A 17,646-nucleotide genomic window follows, 5' to 3' on the forward strand; every position below is an offset into this window, starting at 1 on the left:
GGTTACATTCCGAACCCGGAAGTTAAGCTTCTCTGCGCCGATGGTACTGCACTCGGGAGGGTGTGGGAGAGTAGGTCGCCGCCGGACAATCTTTGAAGGGGCCCGACGCCGTGTGCGTCGGGCCCCTTTTTTTGTTGTGTCGGCAGGCCTGGGTGGCGCTGTGTGGCGCTCTCTCGTACGGTCGGCTACCGGTCCACACCTGACACCCAGGCGGCGCCTCCACGCGCCCGAGGGGCTGACTCCAGGCGCGCATTCTCATACGCGTGCCCACTGCGCTCATCCACCCGGCTGCGCATCGGTCTGCACGCCGCACCGAATTCGTGCGCCCCCTCGCTGTCCCCGTTGAATAGAAGACGGGGATCTGGTGCTCCAGCAGGTGACCACAGAGGGTGACTTCGACGGCGAGAGAGAGCCGGCGGGGCGAATTGGCGAGGCTCCGAGCGGTTCATCCCGATGGCTACTCTCTGCATCCGGCCATGAGTAACCGGAGTGCCCAGCAGGCTGTGCGCCGCGCGATTAGGCTGGAAAGCCTTGCTGGTGAAGGCGTCGACAGTGAAGAGGCGCACGTGGCCGTAGGCGGGCGGTGGTCGGATATCCAGATGCAAGCGGGCTGCAAGCCGTACAAAATGGAATTGGGGCTGGGCGTGTCGCGTGGCGAATGCGGAATCGTCGGTTACCGTCCAATGTGTAGGGACGTGCCGATTACGGTGAGTTCCTGAGGAAAGGACAAGCCGATGGGGGCAGTGCGCAAGGTGGTGAGCTACCTTGGCCTGAGCGGGGTCGATCACTACGACGAAGGCTATGACGACGACGAGAACTACGAGGACGAGTACGTCCCCGCGACCGAGCGGGCCGCCAGACGGTGGCGCGCGAACGTCGACTCGTCACGAATCGTGATGGTCCAGCCGCTCAAGTACAACGACGCGCCGTTGATCGGCCAGCACTTCCGTGACGGACAGACCGTGATCATGGACGTCTCGGGCATGCCGATGCCGGAGGCGACGAGGATGGTCGACTTCGCCGCCGGGCTGGCCTATGGGTGCGAAGGGCGGATCGAGCGCATCGCCGACCGCGTCTTCCTGCTCGCGCCGGCGCACGTGGAGATCGAGACCACCTGAGGGTGGTGACCGGCCCGCTGGGCAGTGGTCGGCGCGCGGAGGCGGGCTGCGCTGACCACGACCGCCCGGCGGGGTCGAACCGGTGGCCGGGTATGGAGGCGGATCGTCGATGCGCCCCCGACCTGGGCCATTCAGGCGGGTCGCCGACGAGCCGCGGCCCGCTGGTCCTCGGCTGGCTTCCCGACGACCCAGCTTCCTACGCCGGCCCGGCCGAGCCGTCGCCGGGCGACTTGCTTACGTCAGCTCAGGTGTGGCCCGCCGATCAACGGACGGTAACCGGCGGGCCACCCGTCCACAGCATTCGAGGCCAGGCCACCAGCCCCCGATGGCGTGGCTATGGCCATCCAGCGCCCCAGCCAGGAAGTACCGGCCACTGGCGCCCGGCTCATTGGCCAGGGCCCAACGGCCGTGAGCGTCCAGTCCCTTGGGCGAGCGCGGATCGTCGTCGGCCCGATCCGCTGGCCCGGAGCCCGCTGACCGGGCGGCATCTGGCCCATTCGCCAGGGTCCGATGGCCGTGAGCGCCCATTCCCTCGGCCGAGCGTCGATTGCTGTCAACGTCCGCTGGCTGAGGGGCCGCTGACCACCTGAGACCAGCCCATTCGGCGCGTGCCCGATGGTCGTGAGCGCCCAGCTCTTCCGCCGACCGTTGATGGCCGTGTGCTCTCAGCTCGATCGTCGAACGGTCGATGGCTGTGAGTGGTCAGCCCGTTCGTTGAACGGTTGATGGCTGTGAGCGCTCAGTCCGTTCGTCGAACGGGTCGGCGGGCGTGGGTGGCTGGTCGGTTCGTCAGGGGTTACTGAGAGTGTTCCTGGAGCGCGGGCTAGCTGGCGCGGGGGCCGCGGCGGATGAGGCGGGTCAGTTCGGTGGCGTCCTCCGTGGCCTGCGTCGCGCGCTCGTCCGCCTCCCTGGCGTACGCGTGCAGGGCCCACACCGCCCCCTCCGCCAGCTCCTTCAACTCGCTGACCTGCCCGGCCACGTACCGGGTGTCGGCTTCGACGAGCTTGCGCCGCTGCCAGAGCTGCCACCCGGCCAGGCCGATCATGGCCACCGCGGCGGCGGCGAACAGGCTGCTGGAGATCACCGCACCGACGAGGCAGGCGATGCCGGCCACGATCAGCAGCATGGCTGCCCACGGACGTGGCCGGGGCACGACGCCGTCCGTAAGGATCGACGTCTCGGCGGCGGCCAGCGACGACGCCTCCGGACCCTCCGGGCGCAGGTGGATGCGGTGGCCGAGAAGGGCGACGGTGAGCGTGGTCGGCGGCGCGAGGCGGCTGTCGGCTTCGAGCTCCTCGGCCACGCCACGCAGGATCGGCCCCGCCACGTGCAGGGCGATTGCCGCCAGGTGCGGGTCGGAGCCGGGGCGGAGGTCTTCGAGCAGGTACGCGTTGAGCGAGGCCATCGGGCCGGCCGGGCCGCCCAGGCCGATCAGGGAGCGCAGGACGGCGAGCGGCTCGTCCTCGCCCCAGCTGGCGGCCGGGCTGCCGGAGCTGTTGTCGAGCGAGACGACGATGTCCTGTTCGGGCTGGCGGGTCGAGGTGATCTCGGCGCACCGCCCGCGCAGCCGAGCCAGGCGGGCTGCCGCCATGGCGGGTCTGGCCAGCTCGGGGATCTCGGCCATCTCGGGGAAGTCGACCAGGGACGGCGGCACCACGACCGAGGGCTCGCCCGGCACCAGCGCCTGCACCCACTGCTCCGGGTCGGTGTGTTCCTGCACGGCCAGGGCGTCGAGTTTGCGCAGCACGAAGATCTTGCCGGCGGGGCCGTACGCCCCCCGGGCGGCGGCCAGCCAGAGCGAGCGCTGGCCGTGGGTGACCGGCCGGTCGAGCGAGAGCTCGCCGAAGGCGGTGCCGAGCCAGGAGGCGTGGATGCGGCTGCCCTGCCCGGACACCGCGAGGGCCAGGCAGAGGAAGAGCGCGGTCTGCTGCTGGTCACGCCCGGCGGCCCTGCTCAGGGGCTCCAGCGGGTCTTCGCCCGCGAGGATGGCGACCAGCGCTTCGATGGCCGGAGGCAGCCAATAGCCGGGTATATCGCGAAAATCTGGTGCGGCGGGAGGAGCGGCGCCCTTGGCGGCAAGGTGAGCGAGCAGCGCCTCAGCGTAGCGATGCAACTCCGTAGGTGCTTGGGGGCTCGCAGTCAGGTCCGTGCTCAAGGCAGAGAACTCCCCCATTTCGGCCTCAATTCATGACCGCGTAAAGCCTAGCCGTTCGGGCGCGCCAACCAGGTGGAGGCGCGCCCACGGCGGATCTGCGGACTTTGAGGCAACTGCCTGTTACATACGCTCCGGAACCGGGACACCCAGAAGATCGAGCCCCTTCTCCAGGACGTCCAGGACCAGCTTGCACAGGGCCAGCCGGTGCTGCCTGGTCTCCGGGTCGACACCTTCCTTGGTCACCGGGCACTCATCGTAGAACGTACTGAACAGGCTGGCGGTCTGGAACAGGAAGTTGCACAGCCGGTGCGGCTCGGATTCGGCGGTGACCTGGGAGATCAGCTCCCCGAAGCCCAGCACGTGCAGGCCCAGCGCGCGTTCGGCCGGGGCGCCCAGCACGATGGGGCCCGTCGCGTCCGCCGGGGTCACGCCCGCTCTGCGGAAGATCGAGCGGATCCTGGCGGTGGCGTACTGCATGTACGGGCCGGTGTTGCCGGTGAAGCTGAGCATGCGGTCGAAGTCCAGGACGTACTCGCTGTCATGGCTGACCGACAAATCGGCATATTTCACTGCACCCATGCCGACGGCGTGCGCGATCTCCTTCGTGGTGGCCTCGTCGTAGCCCCGGTCGGCGATGGCCGCCCTGGCCCGTTCGATGGCCTCCTGGAGCAGGTCCATCAGCTTGACGGACTCGCCGGACCGGGTCTTGAACCTGCGCCCGTCCTTGCCCAGCATCATGCCGATCTGGACGTGCTCGGCCGAGACCGACTCGGGCAGCCAGCCGGCCAGCCGCGCCGCGGCGAACACCATCCGGAAGTGCAGCGCCTGCTCGTTGCCCACGACGTAGAGGATGCGCTCGGTCTTCAGGTCGTGGACGCGGTAGCGGATCGCCGCCATGTCGGTGGTGGCGTACCCGTATCCGCCGTCGCTCTTCCTGATGATCAGCGGCAGCGGCTTGTCGTCGGAGCCGGCGAAACCGGGCGGGAACACGCAGAGCGCGCCGTCGCTGATCACCGCCGCCCCCGACGCCTCGAGGTCGTCGCACGTCTTCTGGAGCATGGGGTTGTACATGCTCTCGCCGGCGAGGTCGGCGTCGGTCAGCGTGACGCCGAGCAGCTGGTAGACCTTGTTGAAGTAGCGGACGGTGGCGTCCATGAACACGTGCCACACCCGCATCGTCTCGGGGTCGCCCGACTGCAGCGTGGTCACCCGCACCCGGGCGCGCTGCCTGAACGCGTCGTCGCTGTCGAACTTCGCCCGCGCCGCCTGGTAGAACTCCGTGCCCTGGCCGGCCTCCAGCTGCGCGACCGCGGCCGCCTCGCCGATCTCGAGCAGGTGCTCGATGAGCATGCCGAACGGCGTGCCCCAGTCGCCCAGATGGTTCTGCCTGATCACGGTGTTGCCGAGGTGCTCGTGCAGGCGGGCCAGCGAGTCACCCACGATCGTGGTGCGCAGGTGGCCGACGTGCATCTCCTTGGCCGCGTTGGGCGCGGAGTAGTCGATCACCACGGTCTGCGACGGCGTGATCGTGCCGACGCCGAGCCGCGGGTCGGCCAGCATCCGCGTCGCCTCGGACTCGATCCACGAGTCGTCGAGCGTGATGTTGAGGAAGCCGGGGCCGCTGACCTCGATCGTGCCGGGGAAGTCGGACAGCTCCGCCCTGATCGCCTCGGCGACCTCCCGCGGCGCCCGTCGCAGTCGCTTGGCCAGGCTCATCGCGACGTTCGCCTGGAAGTCGGCGAACTGGGAGGGCCGGATCAGCGGATCTGCGTCGGCGTGCTCCTGGCCGAACGCGCGCGCCAGCGCCTGCTGGACGCGTTCGGTGAGCACTATCTGCGGGTCGGTCATGTTCTAAGGGTACCGGCGACCTTGACCGCGGCGCTGATCGCCGCGGCAGCCACGAGCGAGATGCCGACGGCGGTCAGGCTGTTGCCGATGCCGCCGGGTTCGAGGGCGAAGAAATGCCGTACGAACGGGATCGTCAAGCCGATCGCGAACGCCGCCGCCATCGAGGCGACCAGCGCGATCCGCCACCAGTTGAGCGGCCTGGCGATCAGCACGAGCACCCACCAGGTGGTGAGGAAGAGCGCGATCACCGCCGACGTCTGGTTCTCGACGAGCGTGGACGTGCCGCTGTGGGCGGCCCAGAACGACAGCAGCACCGCCGCCGCGCACAGCACCCCGGCGGGTACGGCGAAGCGCAGCACCCTGGGGACGAACCCCGGCTTCGAACGCTCGAACGTGGGCGCGAGCGCGAGGAAGAGCGCGGGGACGCCGATGGTCAGGGCGTTCGTCAGGGTGGAGTGGCGGGGCGCGAACGGGAACATGACCCCCGCCACGCCGACCAGCAGCGACAGCACGATCGCGTAGAAGGTCTTGGTGAGGAACAGGTTGGAGACGCGTTCGATGTTGGCCAGCACCCGCCTGCCCTCGCCCACGACGTGCGGCAGCGTGGCGAACCTGTCGTCGAGCAGCACCACCTGCGCGACCGCCTTGGTGGCCGGGCTGCCGGCGCCCATCGCGATGCCCAGGTCGGCGTCCTTCAGCGCGAGCACGTCGTTGACGCCGTCGCCGGTCATGGCCACGGTGTGGCCCCTGGCCTGGAGCGCGGTGACGAACTGGCGCTTCTGCTGAGGGCTGACGCGGCCGAAGACGGCGTGGGAGTCGAGGAGTTCGCCCAGCTTGGCCTGGTCGTCGTAGGGGAGGTCGCGGGCGTCGATCGAACGGTGCGCGTTCGGGATCTCCAGGCCGGTGGCGATGGCGGAGACCGCGACCGGGTTGTCGCCGGAGATGATCTTGACGGTGACGCCCTGCTTGGCGAAGTAGCGGAGGGTTTCGTGGGCATCGGGCCGGACGCGCTGCTTGAGCGTGACGATCGCCACCGCCTCGACGCCCGCGCCGCCGCGCTCCACGCCGAGCGGTGAGCTGCCACCGCGCTCCACGCCGGGCGGTGAGGTGCCGGCGCGCGCCTCGTCGACCGATGAGCTGTCGCTGCGCTCCAAGCCCGAGCTGCTGCCGCTGCCGCCGTCGCCGTCCTGTGGTGTGGACGGGGGTCCCGCCTGAGGCGCGGGCAGGGTGCGGGCGCGGCACAGCACGAGCACGCGAGCCCCGGTGGCGGCCAGGCCGGCGGCCCTGTCGTACGCGTCCCCGCCGTCGAGCAGCACGTCCGGCGCCCCCAGCAGCCACGCGCCCCGCTCGCCGAAGTCGGCCCCGCTCCACTTGCGCGCCGACGAGAACGGCACCGTCTCACCGGCCGTCCACCCGTCCCGGGCGCCCGGGTAGCGGGACCGGATGGCCTGGGCGGTGGCGTTCGGAGAGTGGTCGAGGTGGGACAGGGCGGCGAGGGCGTCCTCGACCGGGTGGCCGTCGCCCAGGGGCAGCACCTGGTCGAGGTCCATGCCACCGGCGGTGAGCGTGCCCGTCTTGTCCAGGCACAGCACGTCCACCCTGGCCAGGCCCTCGATCGCGGGGAGCTCCTGGACCAGGCACTCGCGCCGGCCCAGCCGTACGACGCCGACGGCGAACGCGATCGAGGTCATCAGCACCAGGCCCTCGGGGATCATGGTGACGATGCCCGCGACCGCGCCGGTGATCGCGGTGCCGAAGTCGGCGGAGTGCTTGAGCTGGCTGTAGATCAGCAGGGCGCCGATCGGGATGACCAGCCAGGTGATGTACTTGATGAAGTTCGCCACGCCCTCGCGCAGCTCGGAATGGGCGAGGTGGAACTTGCTCGCCTCTTCCGCCAGCTTCACCGCGTACGCGTCGGTGCCGACCCGCGTGGCCACGAACGCGCCCGCGCCCGCCACGGCGAAGCTGCCCGACAGCACCTGGTCGCCGGGCTGCTTGTGCATGGGGTCGGCCTCGCCGGTCAGCAGCGACTCGTCCACCTCCAGCCCGTCGGACTCGACCACCTCGCCGTCCACCAGCAGGCGGTCGCCGGGGCCGAGCAGGATCAGGTCGCCTAAGACCACCTGGCGGGGCTGGACCAGCCGCTCCTCGCCGTCCCGCCGGACCCTGACGGGGGCCTCGTTGATCACCGCGAGCTTGTCGAGCGTGCGCTTGGCACGTAGCTCCTGAACGATGCCGATCAGCACGTTGGCCACGATGACCAGGCCGAACAGGCTGTCCTGCCACTCACCGAAGATCAGGACCAGCGCCCAGAGCACGCCGATGACGAGGTTGAACAGGGTGAAGACGTTCGCCCTGACGATCGCGCTGAGCGACCTGCTCGACCGCCGCGGAACATGGTTGGCCTTCGCCCCCGCCACCTGCGCCGAAGTGAGCCCGTTGGTCACTGTGGAGAGCCGGTCCACATAACCCCCTGTTTCTGTGGATCGGTCACACCCTACGGGGTCACCACAATCTGTGGGAGCGATGTGTAACAGCGATCTTGTCGCCGATGCGGGCCACGATTCCGGCCGCGGACAGGTCGGCCGCGAGCTTGCAGGCCGCGCTGATCCCGTCGGCCCTGGACGAGCCGTGGGCGATCACGACGGTGCCGTTCAGGCCGAGCAGAACGGCGCCCCCGTACGCCTCGGGGTCGAGGCGGCGGCGCAGCTCGCGGATGCGCGAGCGCTGCATCGCGGCGCCCAGCCTGGCCAGCCTGCTGTCGGTGACGGCCTGCCTGAGCTCGGAGAACGCGTAGCGGACCGCGCCTTCCATGGTCTTCAGCGCCACGTTCCCGGTGAAGCCGTCGGTGGTGATCACGTCCACCTTGCCGGTCAGCAGGTCATGTCCCTCGATGTTCCCCTCGAACCGGAGGCCGGGGGAGGCCAGCAGCAGCTCATGAGCGCGTTTGACGAGCTTGTTGCCCTTCTCGGCCTCGCTGCCGATCGTGAGCAGGCCGACCCGGGGCGCCTCGGTGCCGTACGCCAGCTCGGCGTAGGCCGTCCCCAGATGGGCGAACTGCACGAGCATCTCCGGCTTGACCTCGGCGTTCGCGCCCGCGTCGATGAGCAGGGTGGGGTTGGGGAGGGTGGGGATCGCGACCGCTATGGCCGGTCTGAGCACCCCTTGCTGGCCTTTGAGCCGCAGCCTGCCGGTGGCCACGATGCCCGCCGTGGAGCCCGCGGACACGACCGCGGCGGCGTCGCCGCGGCGTACGAGGTGGCAGGCGACGGCGATGCTCGAACGCGGCCGGCGCAGGCTCGCCAGCGCCCCCTCGTCCATGGCCAGCGCCTCCTCGGCCCGTACGATCGGGACCTCCTTGGTGGCGTCGTGGTCGGCGAGCGCCTCGTAGAGCACGCGGGGCGAGCCGACGAGCACGACGGACAGGCCGCGCTCCCGCACGGCGTGCACCGCTCCCGCCACGATCTCGTGCGGTGCGTGGTCGCCGCCCATGGCGTCGAGCGCGATGGGCCTGCTGTCGGACAATGATCACCTCGTACGGCCTCGAACCCGCCGCCACGGCTTGACCGGAACGCGGGCTCGGTATGTCCGCATCGTAGGCAAGGCAGATGCCAGGTTAACCGGCGGGTAGGCCCTGTTGGTTCCCCTGAAGGCCCCCTCCACTCTCGCCGACCCCCCACCGAATCCCACAGTCCCACCCCATTACCCCGCTCCCCGTCCATCGCCGCCGCCCTGCGCCGGCTCGGCGGGCGTCGCGTGGTCGCCGCGCCCGCTACCGGCCCCTCGTGGTCGCCGAGGGTGCCCGGGATCAGGAAGTGTGGGGTTGCATGCAAAGGGGGCGGACGATCAGTGGAGGTTCCAGTCGTCCTTTCCGCGCGACACGATCACCTTGGAGAACTTCGACGCCCCCGTGATCCGGATCAACGGCCCGTCGGCCTCCGAGCCGCCCGTCACGTTGCGCTTGCCGAACATCGAGCTGCCCTCGTCGATCACGTGCGCGTTGTCCGGAACGCGCACGATCAGCTTGCTGAACCAGGCGTCGGTCTCGATGGTGATCTCGCGGCCGGGCAGCACCGCGTCCGAGAGGTCGATGATGAGGGCCCCGAAGCGGGCGGACAGCCGGGTGTTGCGGGAGGCCACCCACCGCCCCTTCCGGACGATCTTGCTGAACTTCGAGTCGATGACCTGCTGCTCGATGGCGGCGGGCACGTTGGACGCGGACACCTCGGGCAGGTCCCGGGTGATGGGGACGAGTTCGCCCACCGTCTTCGCCGCGTAGGCGACGTCCAGGCGGTCGGCGTGCTCGACGCTGGTGAGCCTTCCTGTGGCGAGGGCCTCTGAGAGGACCGCGGCCACGCGGTCACGGTCGGCGTCGGAGGCCCGCTGGTCAGGGTCATGAGTCACGGTAAATCAGTGTATGCCCAATCGCGATATGTCGCGAGTGCCCGCCAACCTCAAGGAAAACTTGGAGTCCAGTGGAACCGCTGACGTGTCTGACAGCGTCCGGGTATTAAGAACCGTAGACGCGCGACAGGGTCGTGAGGTTTACACCCGATCGAACAAAAAAGATGGGAACGGCCTAGTGATCTTGAACCAAGCTGGCACGCGGCGCTTCAAGGCGTACACGTCCAAGCACCTTGACGAGCTCTTGAAGCGTGCGGGGCTGGGCGACGAGGAGCGGCTGAAGGTCCGCGCCGTCGCCACGGTGCTGCCGTTCCGGACCAACGCCTACGTCGTCGATGAACTCATAGATTGGTCGGCCGCGCCCGACGACCCCATCTACCGGCTCGTCTTCCCGCAGGAGGACATGCTCCCCGCGACCGACGTCGCCCGGCTGGCGGACCTGCTCAAGGCCGAGGCGCCGAACATCGAGATCCAGGCGGAGGCGAACCGGGTACGCGCACAGCTCAACCCGCACCCCGCGGGCCAGAAGGAGCTCAACGTCCCGAAGATGGGCGACGAGCCGGTGCCCGGCATGCAGCACAAATATTCAGAGACCGCGCTGATCTTCCCCAAGCAGGGGCAGACCTGCCATGCCTACTGCACGTACTGCTTCAGATGGGCGCAGTTCGTCGGTGACGCGGACCTGAAGTTCGCCTCCGACGACATCGATCAGATGGTGGCCTACATTCGCCAGCATCCCGAGATCACCAGCGTCCTGATCACCGGCGGCGACGCGATGATCATGGGTGAGCCCGTCATCAGGCGATATATCGAGCCGTTGCTGGATCTGGAGCAGCTCGAGTCCATCAGGATCGGCACCAAGGCGCTGGCCTACTGGCCGCAGCGCTTCACCACCGACCCCGACGCCGACGCCACGCTCGGGCTGTTCGAGGAGGTGGTGAACGCGGGCAAGAACCTCGCGTTCATGGCCCACTTCACGCACCCGCGCGAACTGGAGTCGCCGCTGGTCGAGTCGGCCGTCAAGCGCATCCTCGGCAGCGGGGCCACCATCAGGACCCAGGCGCCGCTGATCAGGTCCATCAACGACGACCCGGCCGTGTGGTCGCACATGTGGCGGCGGCAGCTCAGGATGGGGATGATTCCTTATTACATGTTCGTCGAGCGCGACACCGGCCCGCAGGACTACTTCGCGGTGCCGCTGGCGCGCGCGTACGAGATCTTCAGGGACGCGTACTCGAGCGTCTCCGGGCTCTGCCGAACGGTCCGCGGGCCGTCGATGTCGGCCACGCCGGGCAAGGTGTGCGTCGACGGCGTCACCGAGATCGCGGGAGAGCAGGTGTTCATGCTCCACTTCATCCAGGCGCGCGACCCCTCACTGGTGGGGCGGCCGTTCTTCGCGCGCTACGACCCGTCGGCGGTCTGGCTGACGGATCTGCGCCCGGCCTTCGCCGAACGGTTCCCGTTCGAGCCCGCCGGGGCGCTGCTGCCCGTCTGACCGGTCGTCCGCGTCCACGCGACCGAAAATCCGCGCCCGCGGCCCGTGACATTTGTTTTCGCGACCCTTTGTTCACGGGCCGCCGGGCAGGTAAATTCCGGGGAACCGCTCCAAGTTTTCGTGTACGCGATCCAAAGCTTCCCGTACGCGGCCCAGAACCGGCGCGCTCGTGACACCGATCCGAACGCGCGCAATATCGGAAACTAGACCCATCTATTTCCCGTTTTGTCTCCCCGCTCAACGCTCTCCCTTTACTCGGTAACCGGCCTGCAAACCCCTGCTACATGGGCATTCATGCGCCTGCGGCCGATCACAGCGAGTGATAGAACTGCTTGCGTAGCTCAGCCGTGACGGCACGCTCCGTGTGGTGCCCATAGCGCGCCCGCCACGGCATTCGGGGGTTATCGATTCGCATTTCCACCGCATTCGAGAGCGATCGATCACGAGCCGGGAAGGCAATCATGAATCGAGTAGTCAAGACGGCGGTCGCCGTCACAGCATTCGGCTTGGCGGCGGCTTTGGCCGTTCCGGCGCAAGCGGAAGTCCGGCACGACGCCGCCGGTTACGTGGGCTCGGGTGGTGGCTCCGGCAGCCCGCTCGACAGCCTGCTGGGCGGCAGCCTCACCGACAGCCTGCTGGGCGGTCTCGTCGGCGGCGTCCCGCTGAACGGGCTGCTGGGCGGCGGCACCCAGGCAAAGTCCGCCGCGCGGCCCAGCCGCCCGATGACGGACGTCGAGCGCGACATCGCAGCCGAGAACCAGCAGGGACCCGCCCACTTCACCACGCCGAACGCGGCAGAGGACGTCACCAACTTCGGCGGTCCGCTGCCGGAGCTGTCGCCGATCGTCGGCGGGTTCTCGCTCGGCGGCGGGGGCCTGACCGAGTCCCTGCCCGTGCCCATCCTGTCGGGCGCGGCACGCATGGCCCAGCCCGCCGCGACCTCGGTGAAGGCAGGCAAGCAGGGGACCGGCCAGGTCGTGACCGAGGGGACGGCCCTGCGCGGCGCCTACGACGCGACGGCGGGCGTGCTCGGCATGTCCGTCGGCGACGCGATGAACAAGGTGAACAGCAACAGCCTGTTCCCGGGTGCCGGTTCCAGCGTCCTGAACACCAGCACGGCCACGGCCAAGACCATGAACAGCACCACCCAGGGCGTCGAGTCCCTGTCGGCCGGGTCCGTCGTGGCCGGCCTCGGCCTGGTGGCCCGGCAGGCCCTGCCGCAGGCCGCGAGCAGCGAGCTGTCGCCGGTGATCGGCCAGGTGGCGCCGGTCGAGATGGCTCCGGTCGTCGAGGCGCTGCCCGGCACCGCGCAGGCCGCATCCATGGACGAGCTCACGCCGCTCGTCGAGGACGCCTCCGGGTTCCTGTCCGCCAACGGCACCAAGGCCACCGGCACCTACGGTGACGTGCTGACCGCGCTTGGATGGACCACCGACGCGCTGACGAGCTCGGTGCGGGACTCCTGGACTCGCGACTAGAGCGACCAGACGCGATGGAGGCGCCGTAGAGCGGTGGCTCGCCGAGGGCCAGGATGACGGTTCGCGGGTGTCCTAGGTGCCGACGCCCGTGAACGGCCGTACCGGCTTCGAGGTGGTCCCGTTCGCGCCCCGGCTCTTCCCTCAACTGCGTGTTCCCTTTCCCGGGACCAGCGGGTGCCGCTCGTTCGGCGCGGCGGTCCCGGTGCCGTCACTCTGGTGCGGTAGGTCGGCGGGGACTGACGGGGAACGACGCCACGCCGGCGCGACAGGCCGGCGGGGAAGCTGACCGGGGACGATTTCGCACCGACGCGGCAGGCCGGCGCGGCGCTCACAGGTGCCGAGCGCCTACGGCACTGGCGCGCGTGGGTTGCCAGGCCCCGCGCAAGCGGGCAGGTCTCATGACGGGCCTGGGCGGACGCGCCCATGCCCTGGTTCGCGCAGCGCGCCGCCACTGCAGGGCAGCGGCGCCGCACGAGCCCGCCGCCGACCCCGGACTCCGGGGTCGGCGGCTTTTTCGTTTCTCCGTCTCCGGGGCAGGGCAAAACCCCCATCTTGTACGGCAGAGCACGGGCGGCGCCACCCGCCGCACGTGGCCGAGCGCCTCCAGGGTGACGCCCGCTGACCCGCACGTGGCCGGCCGCCGTCACGGCGCAATGTCAGCCGTCCGAGGGGGTCGTCGTGGGCCGGAGTTCCTGCTGTCCCCGGGCCGGGCCGAGGGCACGCCTTCAAGGGATCGTCGCGGGCAGGCGGGTCAGGTCGCGCAGTGGGTGATTGTCGGGATTTTGGGCAGGTCGGGGGCTCAGGGCAGGCGGACGCCGGTGCGCCGGGCGATCTGGGCCTGCAGTCTGGCCATCTGCCAGTGCAGCTCCAGCAGCTGCTCGGCGAGCTGTATCCGGGGAATCTCGGCCACGTCCTCGGTGGCCAGGTGGTCGATCGCGGCCGAAAGCTCCACCATCGCGCGCTCCCACTCCATCAGCGTAACCTCGGATCGAATTGACGTTCGAATCCTATCGGAACGGCAGCCTCGATGTCAGTCTTTTGCCCCTGCGGTCGCTCGCGTTTCGCACAGAAGATCGAAACCTCGGGCATGGGTATGCGCGGGCAGGGATGTCGGTGTTTGTGGCCGTAACCCGGCATGGCGAACGGGGCTGGAGCGGGGGGGAGGCTCCGAGCCCTGGGCGTGGTGAGAGGTCAGCCCTTGTTGTAGGCGGCGATGACTTCCTTCGGGTCGCCGTCCATCTTGATCTTGCCCTTGTGCAGCCAGATGACGCGGTTGCAGGTCTCCTCGATGACCTTGAGGTCGTGCGCCACGAGGAAGACCGTGCCGGCGGACTCGCGGATCTGGCGGATGCGCTCCTCGCTCTTCTTGCGGAACTCGCGGTCGCCCGTGGCCAGGGCCTCGTCGATGAGGAGGACGTCGTGGGTCTTGGCGGAGGAGATGGCGAAGCGGAGCCGGGCGCCCATGCCGGAGGAGTAGGTGGACATGGGGAGCTGGACGAACTCGTCGATGCCGGAGAAGTCGACGATCTCCTGGTACTTGTCGCGGACCTCGGCAGGCGTCATGCCCATGGCGTAACAGCCGAGGACGATGTTGCGCTCGCCGGTGAGCTCGCGCATGAGGGCCGCGTTGACGCCGAGCAGCGAGGGCTGGCCGTCGGTGTAGACGGCGCCCTTGTGCGGCGGCAGGAGGCCCGCGATGGCCCGCAGGAGCGTGGACTTGCCCGAGCCGTTGCGGCCCACGATGCCGATGGCGTCGCCGTGGTAGGCCACGAACGTCACGCCCTTGACGGCGTGGACCTCCTTCATCTGCGGGCGGCCCTGGCGCTTGAGGATGCGCGTGAGGGCGTTGACCGCGTTGCCCTTCTCGGAGTCGGAGGCGGCGCCGTAGACGCGGTAGACGATGTGGAGGTCGTCGACGATGACGGTCGGAGTGCCCGTGGGGGCGTCGAGTGGCCGCTTGCCCTGGGGCTCCGGATCGGGATGCACTCTCACATCCTTGCCGGGGACGGCGGGCGTCTCGCCCTTCACCTGTGACAGCTCCTTGGTAAGTTCAGCCACGCCCGTACCTCTCCTCGGACCGCCAGAAGTACCAGAAGCCGAAGCCGAGTGCGAACACCGCCCAGAATACGCAAGACACCAGCACCATGGTCGGGGGGTGGTGGCCGAACTGCGGATTGTGGGTCGAGATGAGGATCTCGCGCATCCACTCGATGTAGGAAGCGGCCGGGTTCATGTACATCACATTGGCCACCCATTGGGGCAGGCCGGCGGAGCCGACGACCTTGTCCTGGATCGAGAAGAACACGCCGGAGGCGTAGAGCCAGGTGCGGGTGATGAACGGCAGCAACTGGTTGAGATCGCGCATCGAGGCGCCGAGCCGGGCGACGATCAGACCGGCGCCGATGTTGAACATCGTCTGGAGCAGCAGCACCACCGGGATCATGAGCCAGAACCAGTTGAGCCCCTCGCCGGTGAGCATCACGATGACGAGCAGGATGCCCATGGAGATGGCGAGCTGCTGGAGCTCCTGGATCGTGTAGGCCAGCGGCAGCGAGGCGCGGGGGAAGTGGAGCGCCCTGATGAGCGACAGGTTGCCCGAGATCGACTTGGCGCCCGCGGTGACCGTGCGCTGCGTGTAGGTGAAGACGAACATCCCGGTCAGCAGGAACGCCGTGTAGTTCTGGATGTTCTTGCTGCCGCCGAGGATGAGGCCGAACATCAGGAAGTAGATCCCGGCGTTGAGCAGGGGGGTCAGCACCTGCCACAGCTGGCCGAGAGCCGAGCTGGTGTACTTCGAGACGTTGCGCGAGGTCGCGTACGTCAGGATGAAGTGTCGCCGCTCCCAGAGCTGGCGCACGTAGACAGGGAACCTCGGCCGCGCGATGGCACGGCGAAGTCCGTATCTCTTGGCGAGCTTGGCCAGCGGCTCCTGCCCGCTTCGGCCGCCCGCCTGGGCGTCCGCGACGGCGGATTCCGGCTGGCTCATGGCAAGGACTCTATTGGATCCCGGTCGGTGGGGTGCCTGTCACGCGGGTTGGCGACAGCGTCAGTTGGACGGAGACTCGGGACGCTCGGTTCCCAAGGCCCCGTCAAGACCTGCTCAACCGTAGCCCAGCCAGGCGCGGTGCGCTGGCAAGGGCACGGCCACTCTCGGGTAGGGGGTAATTTTCATCGGCTGTTCACGTCCTGGCAGTACCGGTTCGAGGGGCTATGTACGATTTGTTGCCTAATGGGCCGAATGTCTGTGACGCTGGATTGGCACACGTGTGACCGAACTGCAACGCGCCAGAGACTCCCTGGTGGCAAGTAGTAAGGGATAGTCGCGATCGACTGGCAGGGCGTCGGCTGGTTTGACCATGTCAGCCAAACCCGGGGGGAAAACCAGGATCCCCCCGTCAGGCTGCTACACGATCACCGCAGCTCAGCGCTTACGCCCACCTGTAGAGGGAGGAATTCTTTCACCATGCGTGTTACTAAGGGCGTACAGATCGTCGCCGGTACCGCGCTGCTCGCCCTCGCGGTTGCCGCGTGTGGCGGCGGTGCCTCTGACAGTGGCGGCACGGCTGCCGGGGGCGGAGGGGAGACGCCGGTCCGCATGGAGATCGGTGAGCCCCAGGAGCTCCTGAACCCGCAGAACACGACGGAGACCGAAGGCTCCGAGGTCCTCGCCGCAGTGTTCTCGCCGCTGGTGCGCTACGACGAGAACAAGCAGCCAGTCGAGGAGGCGGCCGAGTCGGTCACCACCTCGGACAGCAAGGTCTGGACGATCAAGCTGAAGTCCGGCTACACGTGGCACGACGGCACGCCGGTCACCGCCGCCGACTACGCTCGCGCGTGGAACTACGCGGCCCTGCAGGACAACGCCATGGCCTCGTCCTTCTTCTTCGGGCGCGTCGACGGCTACGCCGACGTGCACCCGGGTGAGGGCAAGACGCCGACGGCCAAGGAGATGAAGGGTCTCAAGGTCGTCGACGACTCCACGCTCGAGGTGACGCTCGCGGCGCCGTTCTCGCAGTTCAAGACGATGCTGGGCTACACCGCGTTCTACCCGATGCCGAAGTCGGCCATCGGCCCCGACGGCAAGGTGACGCAGGCCTACGGCGAGCAGCCGACCGGCCAGGGTCTGTTCAAGCTTGACAAGCCCTACAAGAAGGGCACCGACCAGACCGTCGACCTGACGGTCTACGACAAGTTCCCGGGCGCCAAGCCGAAGAACTGGAAGAAGCTCCAGTTCAAGGTCTACACGAGCTCCGAGACCGCGTTCAACGACCTGCAGGCCGAGAACCTGGACATCCACGACTCGCTGCCGCCGTCGACGATCGCCACCGCCAAGTCCGTGCTCGGCGACCGCTACCACGACGAGCCCGACGCGGCCGTGGGCTACATCGGCGTTCCGCTGAAGTACAACCCCGAGTTCAAGGACCCGCAGGTCCGCAAGGCCATCTCGCTGGCCATCGACAGGAAGACCATCACCGAGACGGTCTTCTCCGGCACCCGCGCCCCCGCGGACGACTTCATCAACCCGGCCATCCCCGGCTACCGCCAGGGCGCCTGCGACGCGTGCACGTACAACCCGGCCGAGGCCAAGAAGCTGTACGACGCCGCCAAGGGCCCCAAGACCATCGAGCTCGGCTACAACGCCGACGGTGGCCACAAGGAGTGGATCGAGGCGGTCGCCAACAACCTTCGCGCCAACCTGGGCATCGAGGTCACGCCGAAGCCGTTCGAGAAGTTCCAGGGTATCCTGGACGCTCTGGACGCCAAGGAGTACAAGGGCCTCTTCCGCATGGGCTGGGCGATCGACTACCCGTCGGCCGAGAACTACCTGACCCCGATCTTCGGTACCGGCTCCATCGGCACCGGTTCGAACTACGGTGGCTACTCCAACAAGGACTTCGACGACCTGGTCGCCAAGGGCGACCAGGCCACCGACGCCGCCGAGGGGCTGAAGTTCTACCAGCAGGCGGATGACATCCTGATCAAGGAACTCCCGTACATCCCGGTTTACTTCTACCGGAGCAACTTCGGGTACTCCTCGAAGGTCAAGAACGTCAAGCTCAACCTGCTCAACCAGGTTAACTGGACCGAGGTCGAGAAGGCCTGACGTTCATTCGCGCGGTGGACGGCTCTTGCCGTCCACCCGCCGGA

The 17,646-nt window shown here is 68.5% G+C and carries 12 protein-coding genes and 1 rRNA gene; 5 read left to right on the top strand and 8 right to left on the bottom strand.

From position 1 onward, the window contains the following. Both rrf and ACIBQ1_RS52755 read left to right on the top strand, forming a co-directional pair. Nucleotides 1–87: ribosomal RNA gene (rrf, locus tag ACIBQ1_RS52750) — 5S ribosomal RNA — on the top strand; the annotation flags it as partial. Between the two features lie 647 nt (nucleotides 88–734). After that, nucleotides 735–1,118, top strand: a complete 384-nt coding sequence (locus tag ACIBQ1_RS52755) for a cell division protein SepF (RefSeq protein WP_397290019.1) — start codon at nucleotides 735–737, stop codon at nucleotides 1,116–1,118. An 823-nt stretch (nucleotides 1,119–1,941) separates the two neighbouring features. Here ACIBQ1_RS52755 and ACIBQ1_RS52760 read toward each other — a convergent pair. The 5 genes from ACIBQ1_RS52760 to ACIBQ1_RS52780 form a co-directional block, all read right to left on the bottom strand. Continuing rightward, nucleotides 1,942–3,231 carry a hypothetical protein gene (locus tag ACIBQ1_RS52760; protein WP_397290021.1) on the bottom strand — a complete coding sequence of 430 codons (1,290 nt, stop codon included), beginning with the start codon at nucleotides 3,229–3,231 and terminating at the stop codon, nucleotides 1,942–1,944. A gap of 162 nt (nucleotides 3,232–3,393) precedes the next feature. After that, nucleotides 3,394–5,121 carry an arginine--tRNA ligase gene (argS, locus tag ACIBQ1_RS52765; protein ID WP_397290023.1) on the bottom strand — a complete coding sequence of 576 codons (1,728 nt, stop codon included), beginning with the start codon at nucleotides 5,119–5,121 and terminating at the stop codon, nucleotides 3,394–3,396. Further along, nucleotides 5,118–7,586: an HAD-IC family P-type ATPase gene (locus ACIBQ1_RS52770; RefSeq protein ID WP_397290025.1), complete on the bottom strand. Its 2,469-nt coding sequence runs from the start codon at nucleotides 7,584–7,586 to the stop codon at nucleotides 5,118–5,120. The genes argS and ACIBQ1_RS52770 overlap by 4 nt, the downstream gene beginning before the upstream one ends. Nucleotides 7,587–7,626: 40 nt before the next feature. Further along, entirely contained in the window at nucleotides 7,627–8,646 is a 1,020-nt protein-coding gene (gene plsX, locus ACIBQ1_RS52775) for a phosphate acyltransferase PlsX (RefSeq protein WP_397290027.1), read from the bottom strand. 321 nt (nucleotides 8,647–8,967) lie between these two features. Then, complete coding sequence (locus tag ACIBQ1_RS52780) at nucleotides 8,968–9,525, bottom strand: DUF1707 domain-containing protein (RefSeq protein ID WP_397290029.1); 558 nt, start codon at nucleotides 9,523–9,525, stop codon at nucleotides 8,968–8,970. A 178-nt stretch (nucleotides 9,526–9,703) separates the two neighbouring features. On the opposite strand from ACIBQ1_RS52780, the gene ACIBQ1_RS52785 reads away from it, so the two are divergent. Together ACIBQ1_RS52785 and ACIBQ1_RS52790 are read left to right on the top strand one after the other, a co-directional pair. Beyond that, a complete protein-coding gene (locus ACIBQ1_RS52785) occupies nucleotides 9,704–11,020 on the top strand; it encodes a KamA family radical SAM protein (protein WP_397290032.1) in 1,317 nt (438 codons plus the stop codon). Between the two features lie 461 nt (nucleotides 11,021–11,481). Continuing rightward, nucleotides 11,482–12,498 carry a hypothetical protein gene (locus ACIBQ1_RS52790; RefSeq protein WP_397290034.1) on the top strand — a complete coding sequence of 339 codons (1,017 nt, stop codon included), beginning with the start codon at nucleotides 11,482–11,484 and terminating at the stop codon, nucleotides 12,496–12,498. Nucleotides 12,499–13,297: 799 nt separating this feature from the next. On the opposite strand, the gene ACIBQ1_RS52795 is transcribed toward ACIBQ1_RS52790, so the two are convergent. The 3 genes from ACIBQ1_RS52795 to ACIBQ1_RS52805 form a co-directional block, all read right to left on the bottom strand. Further along, nucleotides 13,298–13,471: a hypothetical protein gene (locus ACIBQ1_RS52795; RefSeq protein ID WP_355376906.1), complete on the bottom strand. Its 174-nt coding sequence runs from the start codon at nucleotides 13,469–13,471 to the stop codon at nucleotides 13,298–13,300. 218 nt (nucleotides 13,472–13,689) lie between these two features. Beyond that, complete coding sequence (locus ACIBQ1_RS52800; protein ID WP_397290036.1) at nucleotides 13,690–14,556, bottom strand: ABC transporter ATP-binding protein; 867 nt, start codon at nucleotides 14,554–14,556, stop codon at nucleotides 13,690–13,692. Beyond that, nucleotides 14,549–15,484 (bottom strand): ABC transporter permease, encoded by a 936-nt coding sequence (locus ACIBQ1_RS52805; protein ID WP_397290038.1) that lies wholly within the window; start codon nucleotides 15,482–15,484, stop codon nucleotides 14,549–14,551. The genes ACIBQ1_RS52800 and ACIBQ1_RS52805 overlap by 8 nt, the downstream gene beginning before the upstream one ends. A 477-nt stretch (nucleotides 15,485–15,961) precedes the next feature. On the opposite strand from ACIBQ1_RS52805, the gene ACIBQ1_RS52810 reads away from it, so the two are divergent. Further along, entirely contained in the window at nucleotides 15,962–17,602 is a 1,641-nt protein-coding gene (locus tag ACIBQ1_RS52810; RefSeq protein WP_397290040.1) for an ABC transporter substrate-binding protein, read from the top strand. Nucleotides 17,603–17,646 lie beyond the last annotated feature (44 nt).

Origin of the sequence: Nonomuraea sp. NPDC050153 (assembly GCF_044460125.1) — a bacterium.
In the GTDB taxonomy this organism is placed as follows: domain Bacteria; phylum Actinomycetota; class Actinomycetes; order Streptosporangiales; family Streptosporangiaceae; genus Nonomuraea.

What these genes read in the sequence shown, in the direction of transcription:
- ACIBQ1_RS52755 (WP_397290019.1), top strand. Translation starts at nt 735, where the DNA reads ATGGGGGCAGTGCGCAAGGTGGTGAGCTACCTTGGCCTGAGCGGGGTC.
- argS (WP_397290023.1), bottom strand. Translation starts at nt 5,121, where the DNA reads ATGACCGACCCGCAGATAGTGCTCACCGAACGCGTCCAGCAGGCGCTG.
- ACIBQ1_RS52790 (WP_397290034.1), top strand. Translation starts at nt 11,482, where the DNA reads ATGAATCGAGTAGTCAAGACGGCGGTCGCCGTCACAGCATTCGGCTTG.
- ACIBQ1_RS52795 (WP_355376906.1), bottom strand. Translation starts at nt 13,471, where the DNA reads ATGGAGTGGGAGCGCGCGATGGTGGAGCTTTCGGCCGCGATCGACCAC.
- ACIBQ1_RS52805 (WP_397290038.1), bottom strand. Translation starts at nt 15,484, where the DNA reads ATGAGCCAGCCGGAATCCGCCGTCGCGGACGCCCAGGCGGGCGGCCGA.
- ACIBQ1_RS52810 (WP_397290040.1), top strand. Translation starts at nt 15,962, where the DNA reads ATGCGTGTTACTAAGGGCGTACAGATCGTCGCCGGTACCGCGCTGCTC.